General features: G+C 72.5%; 12 protein-coding genes. 7 read left to right on the plus strand and 5 right to left on the minus strand.

All coding sequences use genetic code 11. The annotated features are described in order from the left end of the window. Positions 1 to 12: 12 nt before the first annotated feature. On the plus strand, positions 13 to 933 hold the full coding sequence (locus AB0M16_RS24330; protein WP_365346261.1) for a proline iminopeptidase-family hydrolase: 921 nt from the start codon (positions 13 to 15) through the stop codon (positions 931 to 933). Between the two features lie 100 nt (positions 934 to 1,033). Here AB0M16_RS24330 and AB0M16_RS24335 read toward each other — a convergent pair whose 3' ends face one another. Continuing rightward, complete coding sequence (locus tag AB0M16_RS24335) at positions 1,034 to 2,854, minus strand: serine hydrolase (protein WP_365346263.1); 1,821 nt, start codon at positions 2,852 to 2,854, stop codon at positions 1,034 to 1,036. A gap of 98 nt (positions 2,855 to 2,952) precedes the next feature. Here AB0M16_RS24335 and AB0M16_RS24340 point away from each other — a divergent pair, with 98 nt between their 5' ends. Further along, complete coding sequence (locus tag AB0M16_RS24340) at positions 2,953 to 4,062, plus strand: nitronate monooxygenase family protein (RefSeq protein ID WP_365346265.1); 1,110 nt, start codon at positions 2,953 to 2,955, stop codon at positions 4,060 to 4,062. Continuing rightward, positions 4,059 to 5,609 (plus strand): acyl-CoA synthetase, encoded by a 1,551-nt coding sequence (locus tag AB0M16_RS24345; RefSeq protein WP_365346267.1) that lies wholly within the window; start codon positions 4,059 to 4,061, stop codon positions 5,607 to 5,609. The genes AB0M16_RS24340 and AB0M16_RS24345 overlap by 4 nt, the downstream gene beginning before the upstream one ends. Before the next feature lie 40 nt (positions 5,610 to 5,649). On the opposite strand, the gene AB0M16_RS24350 is transcribed toward AB0M16_RS24345, so the two are convergent. Continuing rightward, positions 5,650 to 6,168 (minus strand): DinB family protein, encoded by a 519-nt coding sequence (locus AB0M16_RS24350; protein ID WP_365346269.1) that lies wholly within the window; start codon positions 6,166 to 6,168, stop codon positions 5,650 to 5,652. Between the two features lie 59 nt (positions 6,169 to 6,227). On the opposite strand from AB0M16_RS24350, the gene AB0M16_RS24355 reads away from it, so the two are divergent. After that, positions 6,228 to 7,334 carry an ionic transporter y4hA gene (locus AB0M16_RS24355; RefSeq protein WP_365346271.1) on the plus strand — a complete coding sequence of 369 codons (1,107 nt, stop codon included), beginning with the start codon at positions 6,228 to 6,230 and terminating at the stop codon, positions 7,332 to 7,334. Between the two features lie 6 nt (positions 7,335 to 7,340). Here AB0M16_RS24355 and AB0M16_RS24360 read toward each other — a convergent pair whose 3' ends face one another. Beyond that, positions 7,341 to 9,794, minus strand: a complete 2,454-nt coding sequence (locus AB0M16_RS24360; RefSeq protein ID WP_365346273.1) for a penicillin acylase family protein — start codon at positions 9,792 to 9,794, stop codon at positions 7,341 to 7,343. 158 nt (positions 9,795 to 9,952) lie between these two features. Between AB0M16_RS24360 and AB0M16_RS24365 the strand changes: the two genes are divergently transcribed. Next, a complete protein-coding gene (locus AB0M16_RS24365; RefSeq protein WP_365346275.1) occupies positions 9,953 to 11,467 on the plus strand; it encodes a fatty acyl-CoA synthetase in 1,515 nt (504 codons plus the stop codon). On the opposite strand, the gene AB0M16_RS24370 is transcribed toward AB0M16_RS24365, so the two are convergent. Together AB0M16_RS24370 and paaK are read right to left on the minus strand one after the other, a co-directional pair. Then, the gene (locus AB0M16_RS24370) at positions 11,464 to 11,838 is read right to left on the minus strand and encodes a VOC family protein (RefSeq protein WP_365346277.1); all 375 of its coding nucleotides are present in this window, start codon (positions 11,836 to 11,838) and stop codon (positions 11,464 to 11,466) included. The two genes, AB0M16_RS24365 and AB0M16_RS24370, sit on opposite strands and share 4 nt — an antisense overlap. Before the next feature lie 58 nt (positions 11,839 to 11,896). After that, entirely contained in the window at positions 11,897 to 13,177 is a 1,281-nt protein-coding gene (gene paaK, locus AB0M16_RS24375) for a phenylacetate--CoA ligase PaaK (protein WP_365346279.1), read from the minus strand. Between the two features lie 431 nt (positions 13,178 to 13,608). Between paaK and AB0M16_RS24380 the strand changes: the two genes are divergently transcribed. Both AB0M16_RS24380 and AB0M16_RS24385 read left to right on the plus strand, forming a co-directional pair. Beyond that, positions 13,609 to 14,769, plus strand: a complete 1,161-nt coding sequence (locus AB0M16_RS24380) for a type III polyketide synthase (RefSeq protein WP_365346281.1) — start codon at positions 13,609 to 13,611, stop codon at positions 14,767 to 14,769. Further along, positions 14,766 to 15,995, plus strand: coding sequence for a cytochrome P450 (locus AB0M16_RS24385; protein WP_365346283.1), 1,230 nt, complete (start codon positions 14,766 to 14,768; stop codon positions 15,993 to 15,995). Before AB0M16_RS24380 ends, AB0M16_RS24385 begins: the two co-directional genes overlap by 4 nt. Positions 15,996 to 16,001 lie beyond the last annotated feature (6 nt).

A 16,001-nucleotide genomic window follows, 5' to 3' on the forward strand; every position in this document is an offset into this window, starting at 1 on the left:
AGGAGGCGGATCATGTCCGTCACCGAAGGAACCGTGCCGTTCCGCGGCCACCGCACCTGGTACCGCGTCGTCGGCGCGCGGCGGTCCGGCGGCCGGCCGCCGCTGCTCGTCGTCAACGGAGGCCCCGGCTGCTCGCACGACTACCTCGACGACCTCGCCCTCCTCCCCGAGGAGACCGGCCGGCCGGTCGTCTTCTACGACCAGCTCGGCTGCGGCAGGTCCGACCACCCCGACGATCCGTCCCTCTGGACCCTCGACACCTTCGTCGGCGAACTGGCGGCGGTCCGCGAGACGCTCCGCCTCGACCCCGTCCATCTCCTCGGGCACTCCTGGGGCAGCCAGCTCGCCCTGGAGTACGTGCTCGCCCGCCCCCAGGGGCTGATGAGCCTGGTCCTCGGCGGCCCGATCGCCAGTGCCCCGGCCTACCAGGCCGAGACGCGCCGCCTGAAGGAGTCCCTGCCCGCCGGGGTGCGTGAGGTCCTGGACCGCCACGAGGCCGCCGGCACCACCGACGACCCGGAGTACCAGGAGGCCTGCCTGGCCTTCTACGCGCGCCACCTCTGCCGCCTCGACCCGTGGCCACCGCACCTGGTGCGCTCCTTCACCGGCATGAACCGGGACGTGTACGAGACGCTGTGGGGCGGCAGCGAGTGGAACCTCACCGGCAGCCTCAAGGACTGGGACGTCACCGCCCGGCTCGGTGAGATCGACCTCCCGGTGCTCGTCACGTCGGGCCGCCACGACGTGGTGACGCCCGCCCTGGTCGGGGAGCTGGTCGAGGCCGTTCCGGACGCCCGCTGGACGCTGTTCGAACAGAGCTCCCACCTGCCCTCGGCGGAGGAGCCGGAGCGCTACCGCCGCGTGGTCGGGGCCTTCCTCGCGGAGGTCGAGGCGGTTGCGGAGGCGGATGGCGGGTCGCGCGCGGCGGCGTGACGGCGTGACGGCGTGACGGCGCGCCCGGGCGACTCGGCACGACGGCGACCGGGCGACACGGCGTGGCCGGGCGACACGGCGTGACCGGGCCCGGGGCCGCTCAGTCCGCCGAGGCCGTCCAGCCGACCGCCTCGATCCGCGCACCGTCAGCCGGGCGGGCCTCGTCGAACAGGGGGCGGCCCGACCCGTCCAGGAGCCGGATCGCGTCCACGTACACGCCGCGGCCCACGAAGCGCCGGTCCGTGACGTAGCGCCAGCGCAGCCGTACCGGGGCCGTCGACCAGGCCGTCAGGTCGGCGGCGAGGGCGTACCACTCCCGGCCCGACCAGCCGCCGACCGCGCCCGTCGGGTGGTCCTGACGCCGCGGAGCGCCCGGCCGGTGGGCGGTGGTGGTGAACGGGACGGGTGCCCAGTGCGTGCCGCCGTCCGCCGAGGCCTCCAGGACGGCGGCGTCCGCGCCCGGTTCGGCGTCCCACCACAGGGCGCACTCGAAGCGGGCGGCCCCCGGTACCTCCGGGAGGGTGAGCGAGGCGGTCGTCCCGCGCGCCGTCCCGGAGAACCAGGAGCGACGACCCCGGAGCGGGCGCACCGGCACGGCGCGGGCGAGGGCGTTCGCGGTGGCGACCCGGGGAGCCGAGCCGGAGCGCCAGCTCCGTACGGGGTGGACGGAGTTGCCGAGGACGATCAGGAAGGAGTCGGTGGTCGGGTCGAGAACGAGACTGGTGCCGGTGAAGCCGGTGTGTCCGGCGGAGCGCGGGGTGGCCATCGCGCCCATGTACCAGTGCTGGTAGAGCTCGAAGCCGAGGCCGTGCTCGTCGCCGGGGAACGCCGTGTTGAAGTCGGTGAACATCAGCTCGGCCGAGGCGGCGGAGAGGATCCGGGCGTCGCCGTACGCGCCGCCGTTGAGCAGGGTGCGGGCGAGGACGGCGAGGTCCCAGGCGTGGGAGAAGACCCCGGCGTGTCCCGCGACGCCGCCCATGCCGTACGCGTTCTCGTCGTGCACCTCGCCCCACACCATGCCGCGGTCGAGGCCGGACCAGGGCTTGCGGGCGTCCTCCGTGGCGGCGATGTCCGGCCGCCAGGAGAGCGGGGGGTTGAAGCGCGTGCGGTGCATCCCGAGCGGATCGGTGATCTCGGTGCGGAGCAGTTCGTCCAGCGGGAGAGCGGTGATCTCCTCCAGGATCAGCTGCAGCGTGATCAGGTTGAGGTCGGAGTAGCGGTAGACCGTGCCGGGCGGGTCGGCGGGCACCTCGTTCCACAGCAGGCGCAGCCGCCCCTCCCGCGTCGGCTCCTCGTAGAGCGGGATCCAGGCGCGGAAACCCGAGGTGTGCGTGAGCAGCTGACGGACCGTGACGTCCTGCTTTCCACCGGCCCCGAACTCCGGCAGATACGCCGTGACCCGCTCCTCGAGGGCCAGCGGTCCCCGCTCGATCTGCTGCACCGCCAGGATCGAGGTGAAGAGCTTGGAGACCGACGCCAGGTCGAAGACCGTGTCCTCGCGCATCGGGATCTGCTCGTCGGCCGGGAGTTCGACACCGGTGTCGGTCTTCTCGTCGTACGCCGCGTAGCGCACGGCCGTCCCGATCGGCCGGTGCAGCGCGACCGTGTCACCGCGCCCGGCGAGCAGCACCGCACCCGCGTACCAAGGGTGCGCGGGGGAGGGGCGCAGGAAGGACTCGGCGTCGGCGACGAGCCGGTCCAGATGCTCCTGCAGCAGCCCGGCCCGCTCGGCGGAGCCGCGCCGCAGCGTGGTCCGCCGCGCACCGCCCGGGCCGGTGCGCCCGTCGCGGGGTCCCGGGTCCGGGGCGGACGCGGCGCCCGGCACCGTACCGATCATCAGCGCACCTCCCAGGGCGAGGATCCCGCCGCCGAACGCCCGGCGGCTCGGACCGCGGCCCCTGAACCTCGTCGTCTCCGTCATGCCCACCCTCTCCCACCGCCCTCCCCGCCGCGAAACAATCTGACACTGCATCAGAAAATCTCTTCCCTCGGCACACCGGCTGCGGCACCATGCCGCCCATGAAGACGGAGCTGAGTCGCACACTGGGGATCGAGCACGCCATCTTCGGCTTCACGCCCTTCCCCGCGGTGGCCGCCGCCATCACCAGAGCCGGCGGATTCGGCGTCCTCGGCGCGGTCCGCTACACCGCCCCGGACGACCTCGCGCGCGACCTCGACTGGATGCAGGACCACACGGACGGGCTGCCGTACGGCCTCGACGTCGTCATGCCCGCGAAGAAGGTCGAGGGCGTGTCCGAGGCCGACGTCGAGGCGATGATCCCCGAGGAGCACCGCGCGTTCGTCCGCACCACCCTCGCCAAGCACGGCGTGCCCGAACTCGGCGAGGGAGAGGCCTCCGGCTGGCGGATCACCGGCTGGATGGAGCAGGTCGCCCGCAGCCAGCTCGACGTCGCCTTCGACTACCCCATCAAGCTGCTGGCCAACGCCCTCGGCTCGCCGCCCGCCGACGTCGTCGACCGCGCCCACGCCCACGGCGTCCTCGTCGCCGCCCTGGCCGGCAGCGCCCGGCACGCCCGGCACCACGCCGAGGCCGGTATCGACGTCGTCGTCGCGCAGGGCTACGAGGCCGGCGGACACACGGGCGAGATCGCCTCCATGGTCCTCACCCCCGAGGTCGTCGAGGCCGTCTCCCCGCTGCCCGTGCTCGCCGCAGGCGGCATCGGCAGCGGCGAGCAGATCGCCGCCGGACTCGCCCTCGGCGCCCAGGGCGTCTGGCTCGGCTCGCTCTGGCTCACCACCACCGAGGCCGAACTCCACTCCCGCGCCCTGACCGAGAAGCTCCTCGCCGCCGGCTCCGGCGACACCGTCCGCTCCCGCGCCCTGACCGGAAAACCCGCCCGTCAGCTGCGCACCGAATGGACCGACGCCTGGGACGACCCCGCCGGTCCCGGACCGCTGCCCATGCCGCTCCAGGGGCTGCTCGTCGCCGAGGCCGTCTCCCGCATCCAGAAGTACGAGGTCACGCCGCTGCTCGGCACCCCGGTGGGGCAGATCGTCGGCCGGATGAACTCCGAGCGCAGCGTCCAGCAGGTCTTCGACGAGCTCACCCGCGGCTTCGAGGAGGCCGTCGACCGGATCAACCGCATCGCCGGAAGGAGCCAGGGATGAGTGAGGGCCCCAACGGATTCTGGGCGCAGGCCACCGCCGACCCGGACCGTACCGTGATCACCGCTCCGGACGGAGAGCAGTGGTCCGCCGGCCGTCTCCACGCGACCGTCAACCAGTTCGTCCACGGCCTGCGCGCGGCCGGCCTGGAGCGCGGCGACGCCTTCGCGGTCGTGCTCCCCAACGGCATCGAGTTCTTCACCGCCTATCTCGCCGCCGCCCAGGCCGGGTTCTACCTCGTGCCCGTCAACCACCACCTGGTGGGGCCCGAGATCGCCTGGATCGTCGCCGACTCCGGCGCCAAGGTCCTTGTCGCGCACGAGCGCTTCGCCGAGGCCGCCGCCGTCGCCGCCGACGAGGCCGGCCTGGCGGGCAGCCACCGCTACGCAGTCGGCACGATCCCCGGGTTCCGCCCGTACGCCGAACTGCTCGACGGCCAAGCCGTGTCCGCGCCCGAGGACCGCACCCTCGGCTGGGTCATGAACTACACGTCCGGCACCACCGGACGTCCCCGGGGCATCCGCCGCCCGCTGCCCGGCAAGCCCCCCGAGGAGACCTACCTCGGCGGATTCCTCGGCATCTTCGGCATCAAGCCGTTCGACGGCAACGTCCACCTGGTCTGCTCGCCGCTCTACCACACGGCCGTGCTCCAGTTCGCGGGCGCCGCCCTGCACATCGGCCACCCGGTGGTCCTGATGGACAAGTGGACGCCCGAGGAGATGCTGCGGCTCATCGACGCCCACCGCTGCACCCACACCCACATGGTGCCCACCCAGTTCCACCGACTTCTCGCCCTCCCCGAGGACGTACGGAACCGCTACGACGTCTCCTCCCTGCGCCACGCCATCCACGGCGCCGCGCCCTGCCCCGACCACGTCAAGCGGGCGATGATCGAGTGGTGGGGTCACTGCGTCGAGGAGTACTACGCGGCGAGCGAGGGCGGCGGCGCCTTCGCCACCGCCGAGGACTGGCTCAAGAAGCCCGGCACGGTCGGACGCGCCTGGCCCATCAGCGAGCTCGCCGTCTTCGACGACGACGGCGAGCGACTGCCGCCCGGGCGGCTCGGCACCGTCTACATGAAGATGAGCACCGGCGGCTTCCGCTACCACAAGGACGAGGCGAAGACCGCGTCGAACCGCATCGGCGACTTCTTCACGGTCGGCGACCTCGGCGTCCTCGACGAGGACGGCTACCTGTTCCTGCGCGACCGCAAGATCGACATGATCATCTCCGGTGGCGTCAACATCTACCCCGCCGAGATCGAGGCCGCGCTCCTCGCCCACCCGGCCGTCGCCGACGCCGCCGCCTTCGGCATCCCGCACGCCGACTGGGGCGAGGAGGTGAAGGCCGTCGTCGAGGCCGCCGAAGGCCATACCCCGGGGCCCGAGCTCGCCGCCGCCGTCCTGGCCCACTGCGAGACGCACCTCGCCGGCTACAAACGCCCCAAGTCCGTCGACTTCATCGCCCACATGCCCCGCGACCCCAACGGCAAGCTGTACAAGCGCCGCCTCCGCGACCCCTACTGGGAGGGCCGCGACCGCCCGTTGTGACGAGGAGAGGCCGACGCCGGTCGCGCCGACGCCGGCGGGATCAGCGCCCCACGGCCCCGTCCGCCTGCTCGCGCAGGATGTCGGCGTGGCCGGCGTGCCGGGCGGTCTCCTCGATCATGTGCACCAGGATCCAGCGCAGGGTGCGGTGCACCCGTGCCTGCCCGGCCGGCCGGGCCGAGACGGTCTCCAGGTCCGGGCAGCCGGCCACGATCTCGTCCGAGCGCCGGCACGCCTCGCGGTAGTCGGAGAGGACCTGCTCAGCGGTGACATCCTCCGCGACCTCCATGCCGAGGTCCGGCACGGGCACGTCCGCGCCCTCGAAGGTACGGACGAACCAGTGCGTCTCCGCCGCCGTGAGGTGCTGCACCAGGCCGAGCAGATTGGTGCCCGACGGCACCCCCGGCTTCCGTGCGAGCCGTGGGTCGATGCCCTCGGCCTTGGCGGCCACCGCCTCCCGAAGGTAACCGAGGAAGGCCGACAACGTCGAACGCTCATCCGTGCCGCCGTGCGGCGGAGGCACGTCCTTCCGTGCCCTGTCTGCTTCTTGAGACTCCGTCATGGGGGCACCCTACGCGGCGCGCAAAAGGGGCTCATGCCGTTTATGGCAGGATTCAGGGCATGAGTTCGAGTACCGCAGGACTGACACGACAGTGGACCACCTGGGGGCCGGTGGTCGCGGCCGTGGGCCTGGCCCTCGGGTGGGGGCGTGACCTACCGGGCTTCGCGGTGGCGCTCATCGTGCTGTGCCTGTTCGCCGCAGTCCTCTCGGCCGTCCACCACGCCGAGGTCATCGCGCATCGCGTCGGCGAACCCTACGGCTCCCTCGTACTCGCCGTCGCCGTCACCGTCATCGAGGTCGGACTGATCGTCATGCTGATGATCGGCGGCGGCGACAAGGCGACCAGTTACGCCCGGGACACGGTCTTCGCCGCCGTCATGATCACCTGCAACGGCATCGTCGGCCTGTCGCTGCTCGTCGGCGCGCTGCGCAACCGCATCGCGGTCTTCAACGCCGAGGGCTCCGGCGGCGAGCTGGCCATCGTCTGCACCCTCGCGACCATGACCCTGGTCCTGCCGACCTTCACCACGACCCACCCCGGCCCCGAGTTCTCCTCGGGGCAGCTGGCCTTCGCCGCGGTCTCCTCCCTCCTCCTCTACGGGGTGTTCGTCGCCGTCCAGACGGTCCGGCACCGCGACTACTTCCTGCCCGTGCCACGGCCCGGTCAGGAGGCCAGGGACCCGGAGGCCGAGCACGCCGAGCCGCCGACCGCCCGCGCGACCTGGTTCAGCCTGGGCCTGCTCGTGGTCGCCCTCGTCGCCGTCGTCGGCAACGCCAAGCTCGTCTCGCCGACCATCGAGGACGCCGTCGCGGACGCGGGCCTGCCCAAGGCGGTCGTGGGTGTGGTCATCGCCCTCATGGTGCTGCTGCCGGAGACCCTCGCCGCCGTGCGGGCGGCCGGCCGGGACCGCATGCAGACCAGCATGAACCTGGCCTACGGCTCCGCGATCGCCAGCATCGGCCTGACGATCCCGTCGATCGCGCTCGCCTCCGTCTGGCTGGACGGGCCCCTGATCCTCGGCCTGGGGCCCCTCCACATGGTGCTGCTGGTGCTCACGGCCGTGGTGAGCGCCCTGACGGTGGTGCCCGGCCGGGCCACCCTCCTTCAGGGCAGCGTCCATCTCTCGATCTTCGCCGCCTTCGTGTTCCTGTCGTTCAGTCCGTGACGGACCTCAGCCCCTGACGACCACGACCCTCAGTCCGGGCGAGCGCAGGATGTCCTTCTCGCAGAACCGGGAGGTCACCCAGCGCTCGCCCGAGAACAGCCGCGTCTGGTCGCTGTAGTGGGGCGAGTTCGGGTTCGAGGACTGGGAGTACGTCAGGAGCGTGCGGGCCACCGGGCAGCGGCCGCCGTCCCAGCCCACCGCCTGGACGTGGCTCGTACCGTGCACGACCTCCGTGTAACCGCCGCCCGCCGGATTCCACACGGACTCCGTCTTGTTCCAGACGCCCAGCGCCTCCGTGCCGCCGCTCAACGGGATGCGCGCTCCGTTCCGCACCACGAACTGGTGCCGGCCGAGCGGCGCGTCGAGCGCGATCCCGGCTGCCCGCAGCTCCGCCACCGCGTCCTTCAGGGCCTTGGCGAAGGCGGGGGACCCGGTGTTGAGGGTGTGCGGCGTACGGACCGGGTCGGCGGCCGAGAACGGCACCTTCCACTGCTCGGCGAGCGGTGCCGAGGCGGTGAACCTGCGCCAGAAGCGGTCGAAGAGCAGTGCGCCCCGGCTGTCCGCGTCCACGGTGCGGTCCCAGGCGCCGATGACCCGGCAGGCCTCCGGATCGTCGGCCAGTGCGCTCGCACACGCCGCCGCCGCGTCGGCGGCCGCCAGGTCGCCGGCCGGCGCCCGGTCGGCGAACTGCTGGCGCTGCAGGTCGGCCACGGTCAGCCGGCCCCGTTCCGCCATCGCCGCCACGTCCTCGATGCCACCGCGGGTACGCAGCGAGCGCGGCGTGCCGATGGTGCCGAAGACACGCTCGTAGCCGGTGACCGGCCGGTCGGCGTTGGCCAACCAGGCACTGTCGTTGGAGTTCGCCGCGTACGGCGCGTCCCGCAGGACGGGCCACCGCGCTGGGCCGAAGACACCGGGCTGCACCGCGTCCGGGTCCGAGCCGAGCGCGCAGTCGCCGCGCGAGCCGTCGAGCACCGCGATCCCCGCGGCCGGATACGTGGCCCGGCCGAGCGGGGTCGAGCAGCGCCGGTCCAGGTCGTCGGTGATCCGGGGCAGCACCTGCGCCTGGGCGAAGAGCGTGTGCCCGGCCGCGTCGGCGGCCACGGTGTTCACCCACGGCAGCCCCTGGGTACGGGCCAGCGTTTCCGCCATGTCCCGCGTGGAGCGGGACCTCGCGAACCCGAGAGCGGTGTCGGAGGCCCGCAGATTGGCGGCGTTGGGGTCGTTGAGCGCGAAGGCCGACGTCGCCGTCCACGGCAGCGGCAGGGACGCGCCGAGACCCGTGACGACCGGTCCGTACCGGGTCCACCACTGGGTGCGGGTGACCGGGTCACCGTCCTTGACCGCGACCGTGACCGTGCGCGGGGTCATCTTCTCGGACCTGCCGTCCACGACGTACGCGGTGGGGTCGGCCGGGTCGAGCGCGAGCTGGTGCAGGTTGAGCGGGACGCCCGTGGCGACGGTGTGGCTCCAGGCGACCCTGTCGTTGAAACCGATGTTGACGACCGTGGTGCCGAGCAGGGAGGCGCCGGAGACGTCGAGCTGGCCGGGGATGGTCTGCTGGGACTGCCAGAAGCGGCGGCCGCCCTGCCACGGGTAGTGCGGATTGCCGAGCAGCAGTCCGCGCCCGTTCGCGGTGGTGGCGCCGTGGAAGGCGACGGCGTTGGAGCCCATGGTCGCGTTCTCGGCGGCGAACAGCTCGCGGGCCGCCTCGGCCGTCCGGCGCGGGTCGGGGACCGCGGCGGACCCCGGACCGGGGACCCCTGGAGCCGGGAGGGGACCCGCCGTCGACGCCGCCCCGGGCCCGGCCGGCCCGGCCGGCGGCCGCGCCGCCGTGATGCCGTCCACGCCCCGGCCCTGGCCGCCGAGCACCGAGACCGCCCAGCCGCGGCGCGCCACGTCCAGTGCGGTGACCGGGCGGACCCATGCGGCGCCCGCGCAGGCGGGGTCGGTGACGCGGTTCTTCCGCAGCCAGGTGTTGTAGCCGGCCGCCCAGCCGCGCATCAGCTCCGCCAGCTGCCGGCTCGGCCCGGCCGGGGCGGGCGTGGCGAGCAGCGCTTCGACCGTGCCCGCCTCCTTCACCCCACGGAAGAACAGATCGCTGGAGAGGTTCTTCGTCGCGGAAGACAGCGAGCCGTCGGGCGCGGCGTCGGCGCCGAAGTACCGCGAGCGCTCACCGTTCACGGTCAGGAAGCCGTCGGCGAGGACGCAGACCTGGTCCGCGGCCTGTGCCCAGCCGGTGCCGAAGCCGAGGTTCGCGTAGTCCTTGGCGACGATGTGCGGAATGCCGTACTCGGTGTACCGGATGACCGCCGAGAACCCCCGGTCCGACGGGTGGTGGGCGCGGTCCCCCGCGTCGGCGACGGCCGCGGCGGGCAGCGAGGCCGTGACGGTGGCGAGCGCCGCGCCGACCAGCGCGAGGCGTCTCAACCGGGCCGGGAACAAGGTGCGGAAGTGCAACGTGCCTCCCAACGAGCATGCGGAGAATGCGGGTTGGGCCATCCAGGCAGCTAAGCGCTTGCTCTGTCAACATCCTGTTCGGTATCCGCCCCACCACGGACGCGCGACCCCGGCCGGGTACTTGACCCGCCGCCCGGCCCCGCCGAGGATCTGCAGCCATGGACCGAGTACCCCGCAGCCTGCTCACCCGTACCGTCGACGGTGTGCTGCGCATGAGCGCCCAGCGCGTACCCGACCGGACCGCCGTGCGCTACGCGGACCGCGCCTGGACCTACGCCGAGCTGGACGCCGCCGTCACCACCGCCGCCGCCGTTCTGCGGGAGCGCTGGGGGCTGCGGGAGCACGACCGGGTCGCGACCTACGCCCACAACTCCGACGCCTACCTGATCGCGTTCCTCGCCTGCTCCCGCGCCGGCCTCGTGCACGTACCGGTGAACCACCACCTGACGGGCGACGACCTGGACTACGTCCTGCGCCAGTCCGGCAGTTCACTCGTCCTGGCCGATCCGGCGCTCGCCGCCCGCGTCGCCGCCGACGTCCCCGTACGGGTGCTGCGCGACGCCCCGGACTCGTTCCTCGCCGCGCTCGCCGCCCCGGAGGCGTACGACACGGACCGCGACGCGCGCGACCTCGTACAGCTGCTCTACACCTCGGGCACCACCGCCCTGCCCAAGGGCGCGATGATGACGCACCGGGCCCTCGTCCACGAGTACGCGAGCGCGATCGACGCCCTCGACCTGCACGAGGACGACCGCCCCGTGCACTCGCTGCCGCTGTACCACTCGGCGCAGATGCACGTCTTCCTGCTGCCGTACCTCGCGGTCGGCGCCGAGAACACCATCGTCGACGGACCCGATCCCGCGCTCGTCTTCGACCTGGCCGAATCCGGGCGCTGTGACAGCCTGTTCGCCCCGCCGACCGTCTGGATCGGGCTCGCGAACCACCCCGAGTTCGCCACCCGCGACCTCTCCGCCCTGCGCAAGGCCTACTACGGCGCCTCGATCATGCCCGTCCCCGTCCTGGAGGGGCTGCGCGCCCGGCTGCCCGGCCTGCGCTTCTACAACTGCTTCGGGCAGACGGAGATCGGCCCCCTCGCCACCGTGCTCGGTCCCGACGAGCACGAGGGCCGGATGGACTCCTGCGGCCGGCCCGTCCGCCACGTCGAGGCGCGGATCGTCGACGAGCACGGCAAGCACGTGCCCGACGGCACCCCCGGCGAGGTCGTCTACCGCTCCCCGCAGTTGTGCGCCGGCTACTGGGACAAGCCCGAGGAGACCGCGGAGGCCTTCCGGGACGGCTGGTTCCGCTCCGGGGACCTCGCCGTCCGCGACGCCGACGGCTACTTCACCGTCGTCGACCGGGTCAAGGACGTCATCAACTCCGGGGGCGTCCTGGTCGCCTCACGCCAGGTCGAGGACGCCCTCTACACGCATCCCTCGGTCGCCGAGGCCGCGGTCGTCGGTCTCCCCGACGCCCGCTGGATCGAGGCGGTCACCGCCTTCGTCGTCCCGCGCGGCGAGGTCACCGAGGCCGAACTCCTCGCGCACGCGCGCGAGAAGCTCGCCCATTTCAAGGCCCCGAAGCGGGTGGTCCTGGTCGACGCGCTGCCCCGCAACGCCAGCGGAAAGATCCTCAAGCGCGAACTGCGGGACCGCTTCGGCCGTCAGCCCTAGCGATCCTGCACCAGGCAGAGGATGTTCCCCTCGCTGTCCTTGAACCAGCAACCGCGCATGTTGTCCGTCTCGGCGACGCCGTCGACGGTCTTCAGGCCCGGCAGGTCGTAGTCCTCGAACGTCACGCCCTTCTCCTTGAGCTCCGACATCGACGCATCGAGGTCGTCGACCTTGAAGCTCGCCAGCGTGTGCTGGGCCTGACCGCCATAGGGGGTCTCGTAGAGACCGACGATCGTCCCACCGGACTCCAGTCTGGTGTCCTCGGGTACGTCCCGGGTCAAGGTGAGGCCCAGGGTCTCGGTGTAGAAGCGCTTCGCCCTGGCCAGATCGTTGGCCGGAATGATCGCGGCTACAGGAGAGTCCGCCAGCATCGCAACCACCTCCTCCCCCCAGGCTACGCAGCGACCGTGCTCGGCGCCCCCCCGCAGGTCACCTCAGGTCCACGATCCGCTTGATCTTGCCCACCGAGCGCTCCAGCGTCTCCGGGTCGACCACCTCGACAGCGACCGACACCCCGATCCCGTCCTTGACCGCCCTGGTGATCGCCCGGGCGGCGTCGTCGCGCTGCTCGGGCGTCGCGTCCGGACGGGCCTCCGCCCGGACCGTCAGCGCGTCCAGCCGGCCCTCGCGGGTCAGCCGCAGCTGGAAGTGCGGGGCCACCGCGGGGGTGCGCAGGACGATCTCCTCGATCTGGGTGGGGAAGAGGTTCACCCCCCGCAGGATGACCATGTCGTCGCTGCGGCCCGTGACCTTCTCCATGCGCCGGAAGACCCGGGCGGTCCCGGGCAGCAGCCGGGTCAGGTCGCGGGTGCGGTAGCGGACCACCGGCATGGCCTCCTTGGTGAGGGAGGTGAAGACCAGCTCGCCCTCCGCGCCGTCCGGCAGCACCTCGCCCGTGACCGGGTCCACGACCTCCGGGTAGAAGTGGTCCTCCCAGATGTGCAGGCCGTCCTTGGTCTCCACGCACTCCTGCGCCACGCCCGGGCCCATCACCTCGGAGAGCCCGTATATGTCGACGGCGTCGATGGCGAAGCGCTCCTCGATCTCCCGGCGCATCTCCTCGGTCCACGGCTCGGCGCCGAAGATGCCGACCTTGAGGGAGGTCCCGCGCGGGTCCACGCCCTGGCGCTCGAACTCGTCCAGCAGGGTCAGCATGTAGGAGGGCGTCACCATGATGATCTCGGGCCGGAAGTCCTGGATCAGCTGCACCTGGCGGGCCGTCATGCCGCCGGAGGCGGGGATCACCGTGCAGCCGAGCCGCTCGGCCCCGTAGTGCGCGCCGAGGCCGCCGGTGAACAGCCCGTACCCGTACGCCACATGGACCTTGTGGCCGGGCCTGCCGCCGGCGGCGCGGATCGAGCGGGCGACCACGTCCGCCCAGGTGTCGAGGTCCCGCTCGGTGTAGCCGACGACGGTGGGCCGGCCGGTCGTGCCGCTGGAGGCGTGGATGCGCCGGATCTCGGACTGGTCGACCGCGAACATCCCGAAGGGGTAGTGCTCGCGCAGATCGGTCTTGGCGGTGAAGGGGAAACGGGCCAGGTCGGCGAGCGTGCGGCAGTCCTCCGGCCGGACACCCGCCGCGTCGAAGGACCGCCGGTAGAACGCCACGTTGTCGTAGGCGTGCCGCAGGGTCGCGCGGAGCCGATCCAGCTGGAGCGCCTCCAGCTCCCCACGGCCGAGCCGCTCGCCCGCGTCCAGCAGGTCAGTCATGCGCCACTCCCTCGCCCTCACGCGCTCACCACCGTGCCGCCCGTCGTAAATCGGACGACCGATCATTCGGTAGATCTTTGCGAGGTCAGTAAAGCCGTCCCCACCCCGGGCTTGGCAAGAGGCCCGGACGTGTTTTCTCGGCGCGTGCGCCCTGCGGGCGGGCAGGGCGGGCGTCACTCCTGCGCGTCACGGGGGGAGTCGCGGAGCGGCGGAAGCAGGCCCGCCGGCGGCTGGACGAAGAGGCGGCCCGGCACCCCAGCCGGGCCGCCCGCACCGACGTTATGCCCGCGACGCGGCGACGCGCGGAGAAGATCACACATTCGGGTGCGATTGGTCCCGATGAGGCAGGAACCGTGCAGAGCGAGGGAAAGGGGGACGGAAGATGATTCCGTCCGGCTCTCCTTCCCCACCCCCGGACGAATTGGACCACCATGCCTGTCCTGTGCCGTCCCGCCGTCGCCGTGCCCGAACACACGATCACGCGGCGGGAGACCCTCGACCTGGCCCGCACCCTCCACGCGGGCCATGAGTCGCTTCCGCTCGTCCTGCGCCTGATCGACAGCACGGGCGTGGCGAAACGGCACCTCGTGCAGCCCATCGAGCGCACCCTCGCCCACCCGGGCTTCGAGGCACGCAACGCGATGTACGAGGCCGAGGCCAAGGCCCGCGTCCCCGCCGTCGTCGCCGAGGCCCTGCACCACGCCGGCCTGGAGGCGCGCGACATCGACCTCATCGTCTACGTCTCCTGCACGGGCTTCACCATGCCCTCGCCGACCGCCTGGATGATCAACACCCTGGGCTTCCGCAGCGACACCCGGCAGATGCCGATCGCCCAGCTCGGCTGCGCCGCCGGCGGCGCGGCGATCAACCGGGCCCACGACTTCTGCTCGGCCTACCCCGGCGCCAACGCCCTCGTCGTGGCCTGCGAGTTCTGCTCCCTCTGCTACCAGCCCACCGACCTCACCGTCGGCAACCTGCTCTCCAACGGCCTCTTCGGCGACGCCGTCGCCGCCGCGGTCGTCCGCGGCTCCGGCGGCACCGGTATCCGCCTGGAGCACAACGGTTCCTACCTCGTCCCCGACAGCGAGGACTGGATCGCCTACAAGGTCCGCGAGACCGGCTTCCACTTCATGCTCGACAAGCGCGTCCCCGGGACCATGGAACAACTGGCACCCGCCCTCGTGGACCTCGCCGCCCGGCACGGCCGGGACGCCGGCCGCCAGGACTTCTACCTCATCCACGCCGGCGGCCCCCGCATCCTCGACGACCTCGGCAAGCACCTGGACGTCACCCCCGACATGTTCCGCTTCAGCCGCGCCACCCTCACCGAGTACGGCAACATCGCCTCCGCCGTCGTCCTCGACGCACTGCGCCGGCTCTTCGACGAGGGCGGCCCGGCCACCGGAGCCACCGGGTTGCTCGCCGGCTTCGGCCCCGGAATCACCGCCGAGATCTCCCTCGGCAGCTGGACCGGCACCGCGACGACCCCGCACCCGCGCCGCGAGGCCGTCCTCCTGGGCACGCCCCGCACCGGTCCCTCCGAAACCCCCCTCGGCAGCGCACTCCCCACGACAGCGGCGGTGGCCCGATGACCACGACCACGACCACGCACACGGACGACGCGGCCGACCCGCAGGTGCACTTCTGGGCCGTACCCGACCTCACCGGGCTCGACTTCGACCCACTCCTCGCCAAGCTCCTCCACGAGGACCCCGTCGCCCGCATCCGCCTCCCGCACGGCGAAGGGCACGCCTGGCTGGTCACCCGCTACGAGGACGTCAAGTTCGTCTCCATGGACCCGCGGTTCAGTCGCCAGGCCGTCTACGGCCGCTCCGTCACCCGGCTCGCCCCGCACTTCATCCCCTTGGAGGGCGCGGTCGGCTTCGCCGACCCGCCCGACCACACCCGGATCCGGCGCGTCGTCGCCCGCGCCTTCGTCGCCCGCGCCCTGCGCACCCTGCGCGAGACCGCCCAGGACGTCATGGACGGGCTCCTCGACCGCCTCGAACGGCACGGCCCGGGCGCCGATCTGATGACCTTCGTCAACCGGCCCTTCCCGCTCGCCGTGGTCAGCGAGCTCATGGGCGTCCCCGAGGGCGACCGGCCCCTCATGGCGCGGTGGGGCGACACCGTCATCTCCGCCGCCGCCGGCCGCGAGGCCAGCGAACGAGCCAAGGCGGAGCTGAGCCGCTACTTCACCGAGCTCATCGGCCGCAGCCACGGCACCGGCAAGGAGACCCTCGCCGCCGTCCTCGCCGACGCCCTGGACGACGGAACCCTCGAAGAGCACGAGGCCGTCGCCCTCGCCGCCCTCATCCAGATCAGCGGCGCCCACGCCGTCACCAACAACAGCGCCAACATGGTCTACGCCCTGCTCACCCACCCCGAGCACCTGGCCCGGCTGCGTGCCGAACCCGGCGTCCTCCCTAGGGCCGTCGACGAACTCCTCCGCTACATCCCGCACCGCAACGCCGTCGGCCTCTCCCGCATCGCCCTGGAGGACGTCGAGGTCGGCGGGGTCGTCATCCCCGAGGGCGACCCGGTCTACGTCTCGTACCTCACCGCCAACCGCGACCCCTCGGTCTTCCCCGACCCGGAGACGCTCGACTTCGACCGCCGCTACAACCCGCACGTCTCCTTCGGTCACGGCCCGCACTTCTGCCCCGGCTCCTCCCTCGCCCGCATCGAGTCCGAGATCCTGGTCGGCTCCCTGTGGAGCCGCTTTCCCGACCTGCGGCTCGCCGTCCCCGCGCAGGAGATCCGCTGGCAGCGCGGCGCCCTCATCCGCGGCCCCCAAGCCCTGCCCGTCGCCTGGTGAGAGGAA

Origin of the sequence: Streptomyces sp. NPDC051921, assembly GCF_040680975.1 — a bacterium.
GTDB lineage: Bacteria > Actinomycetota > Actinomycetes > Streptomycetales > Streptomycetaceae > Streptomyces.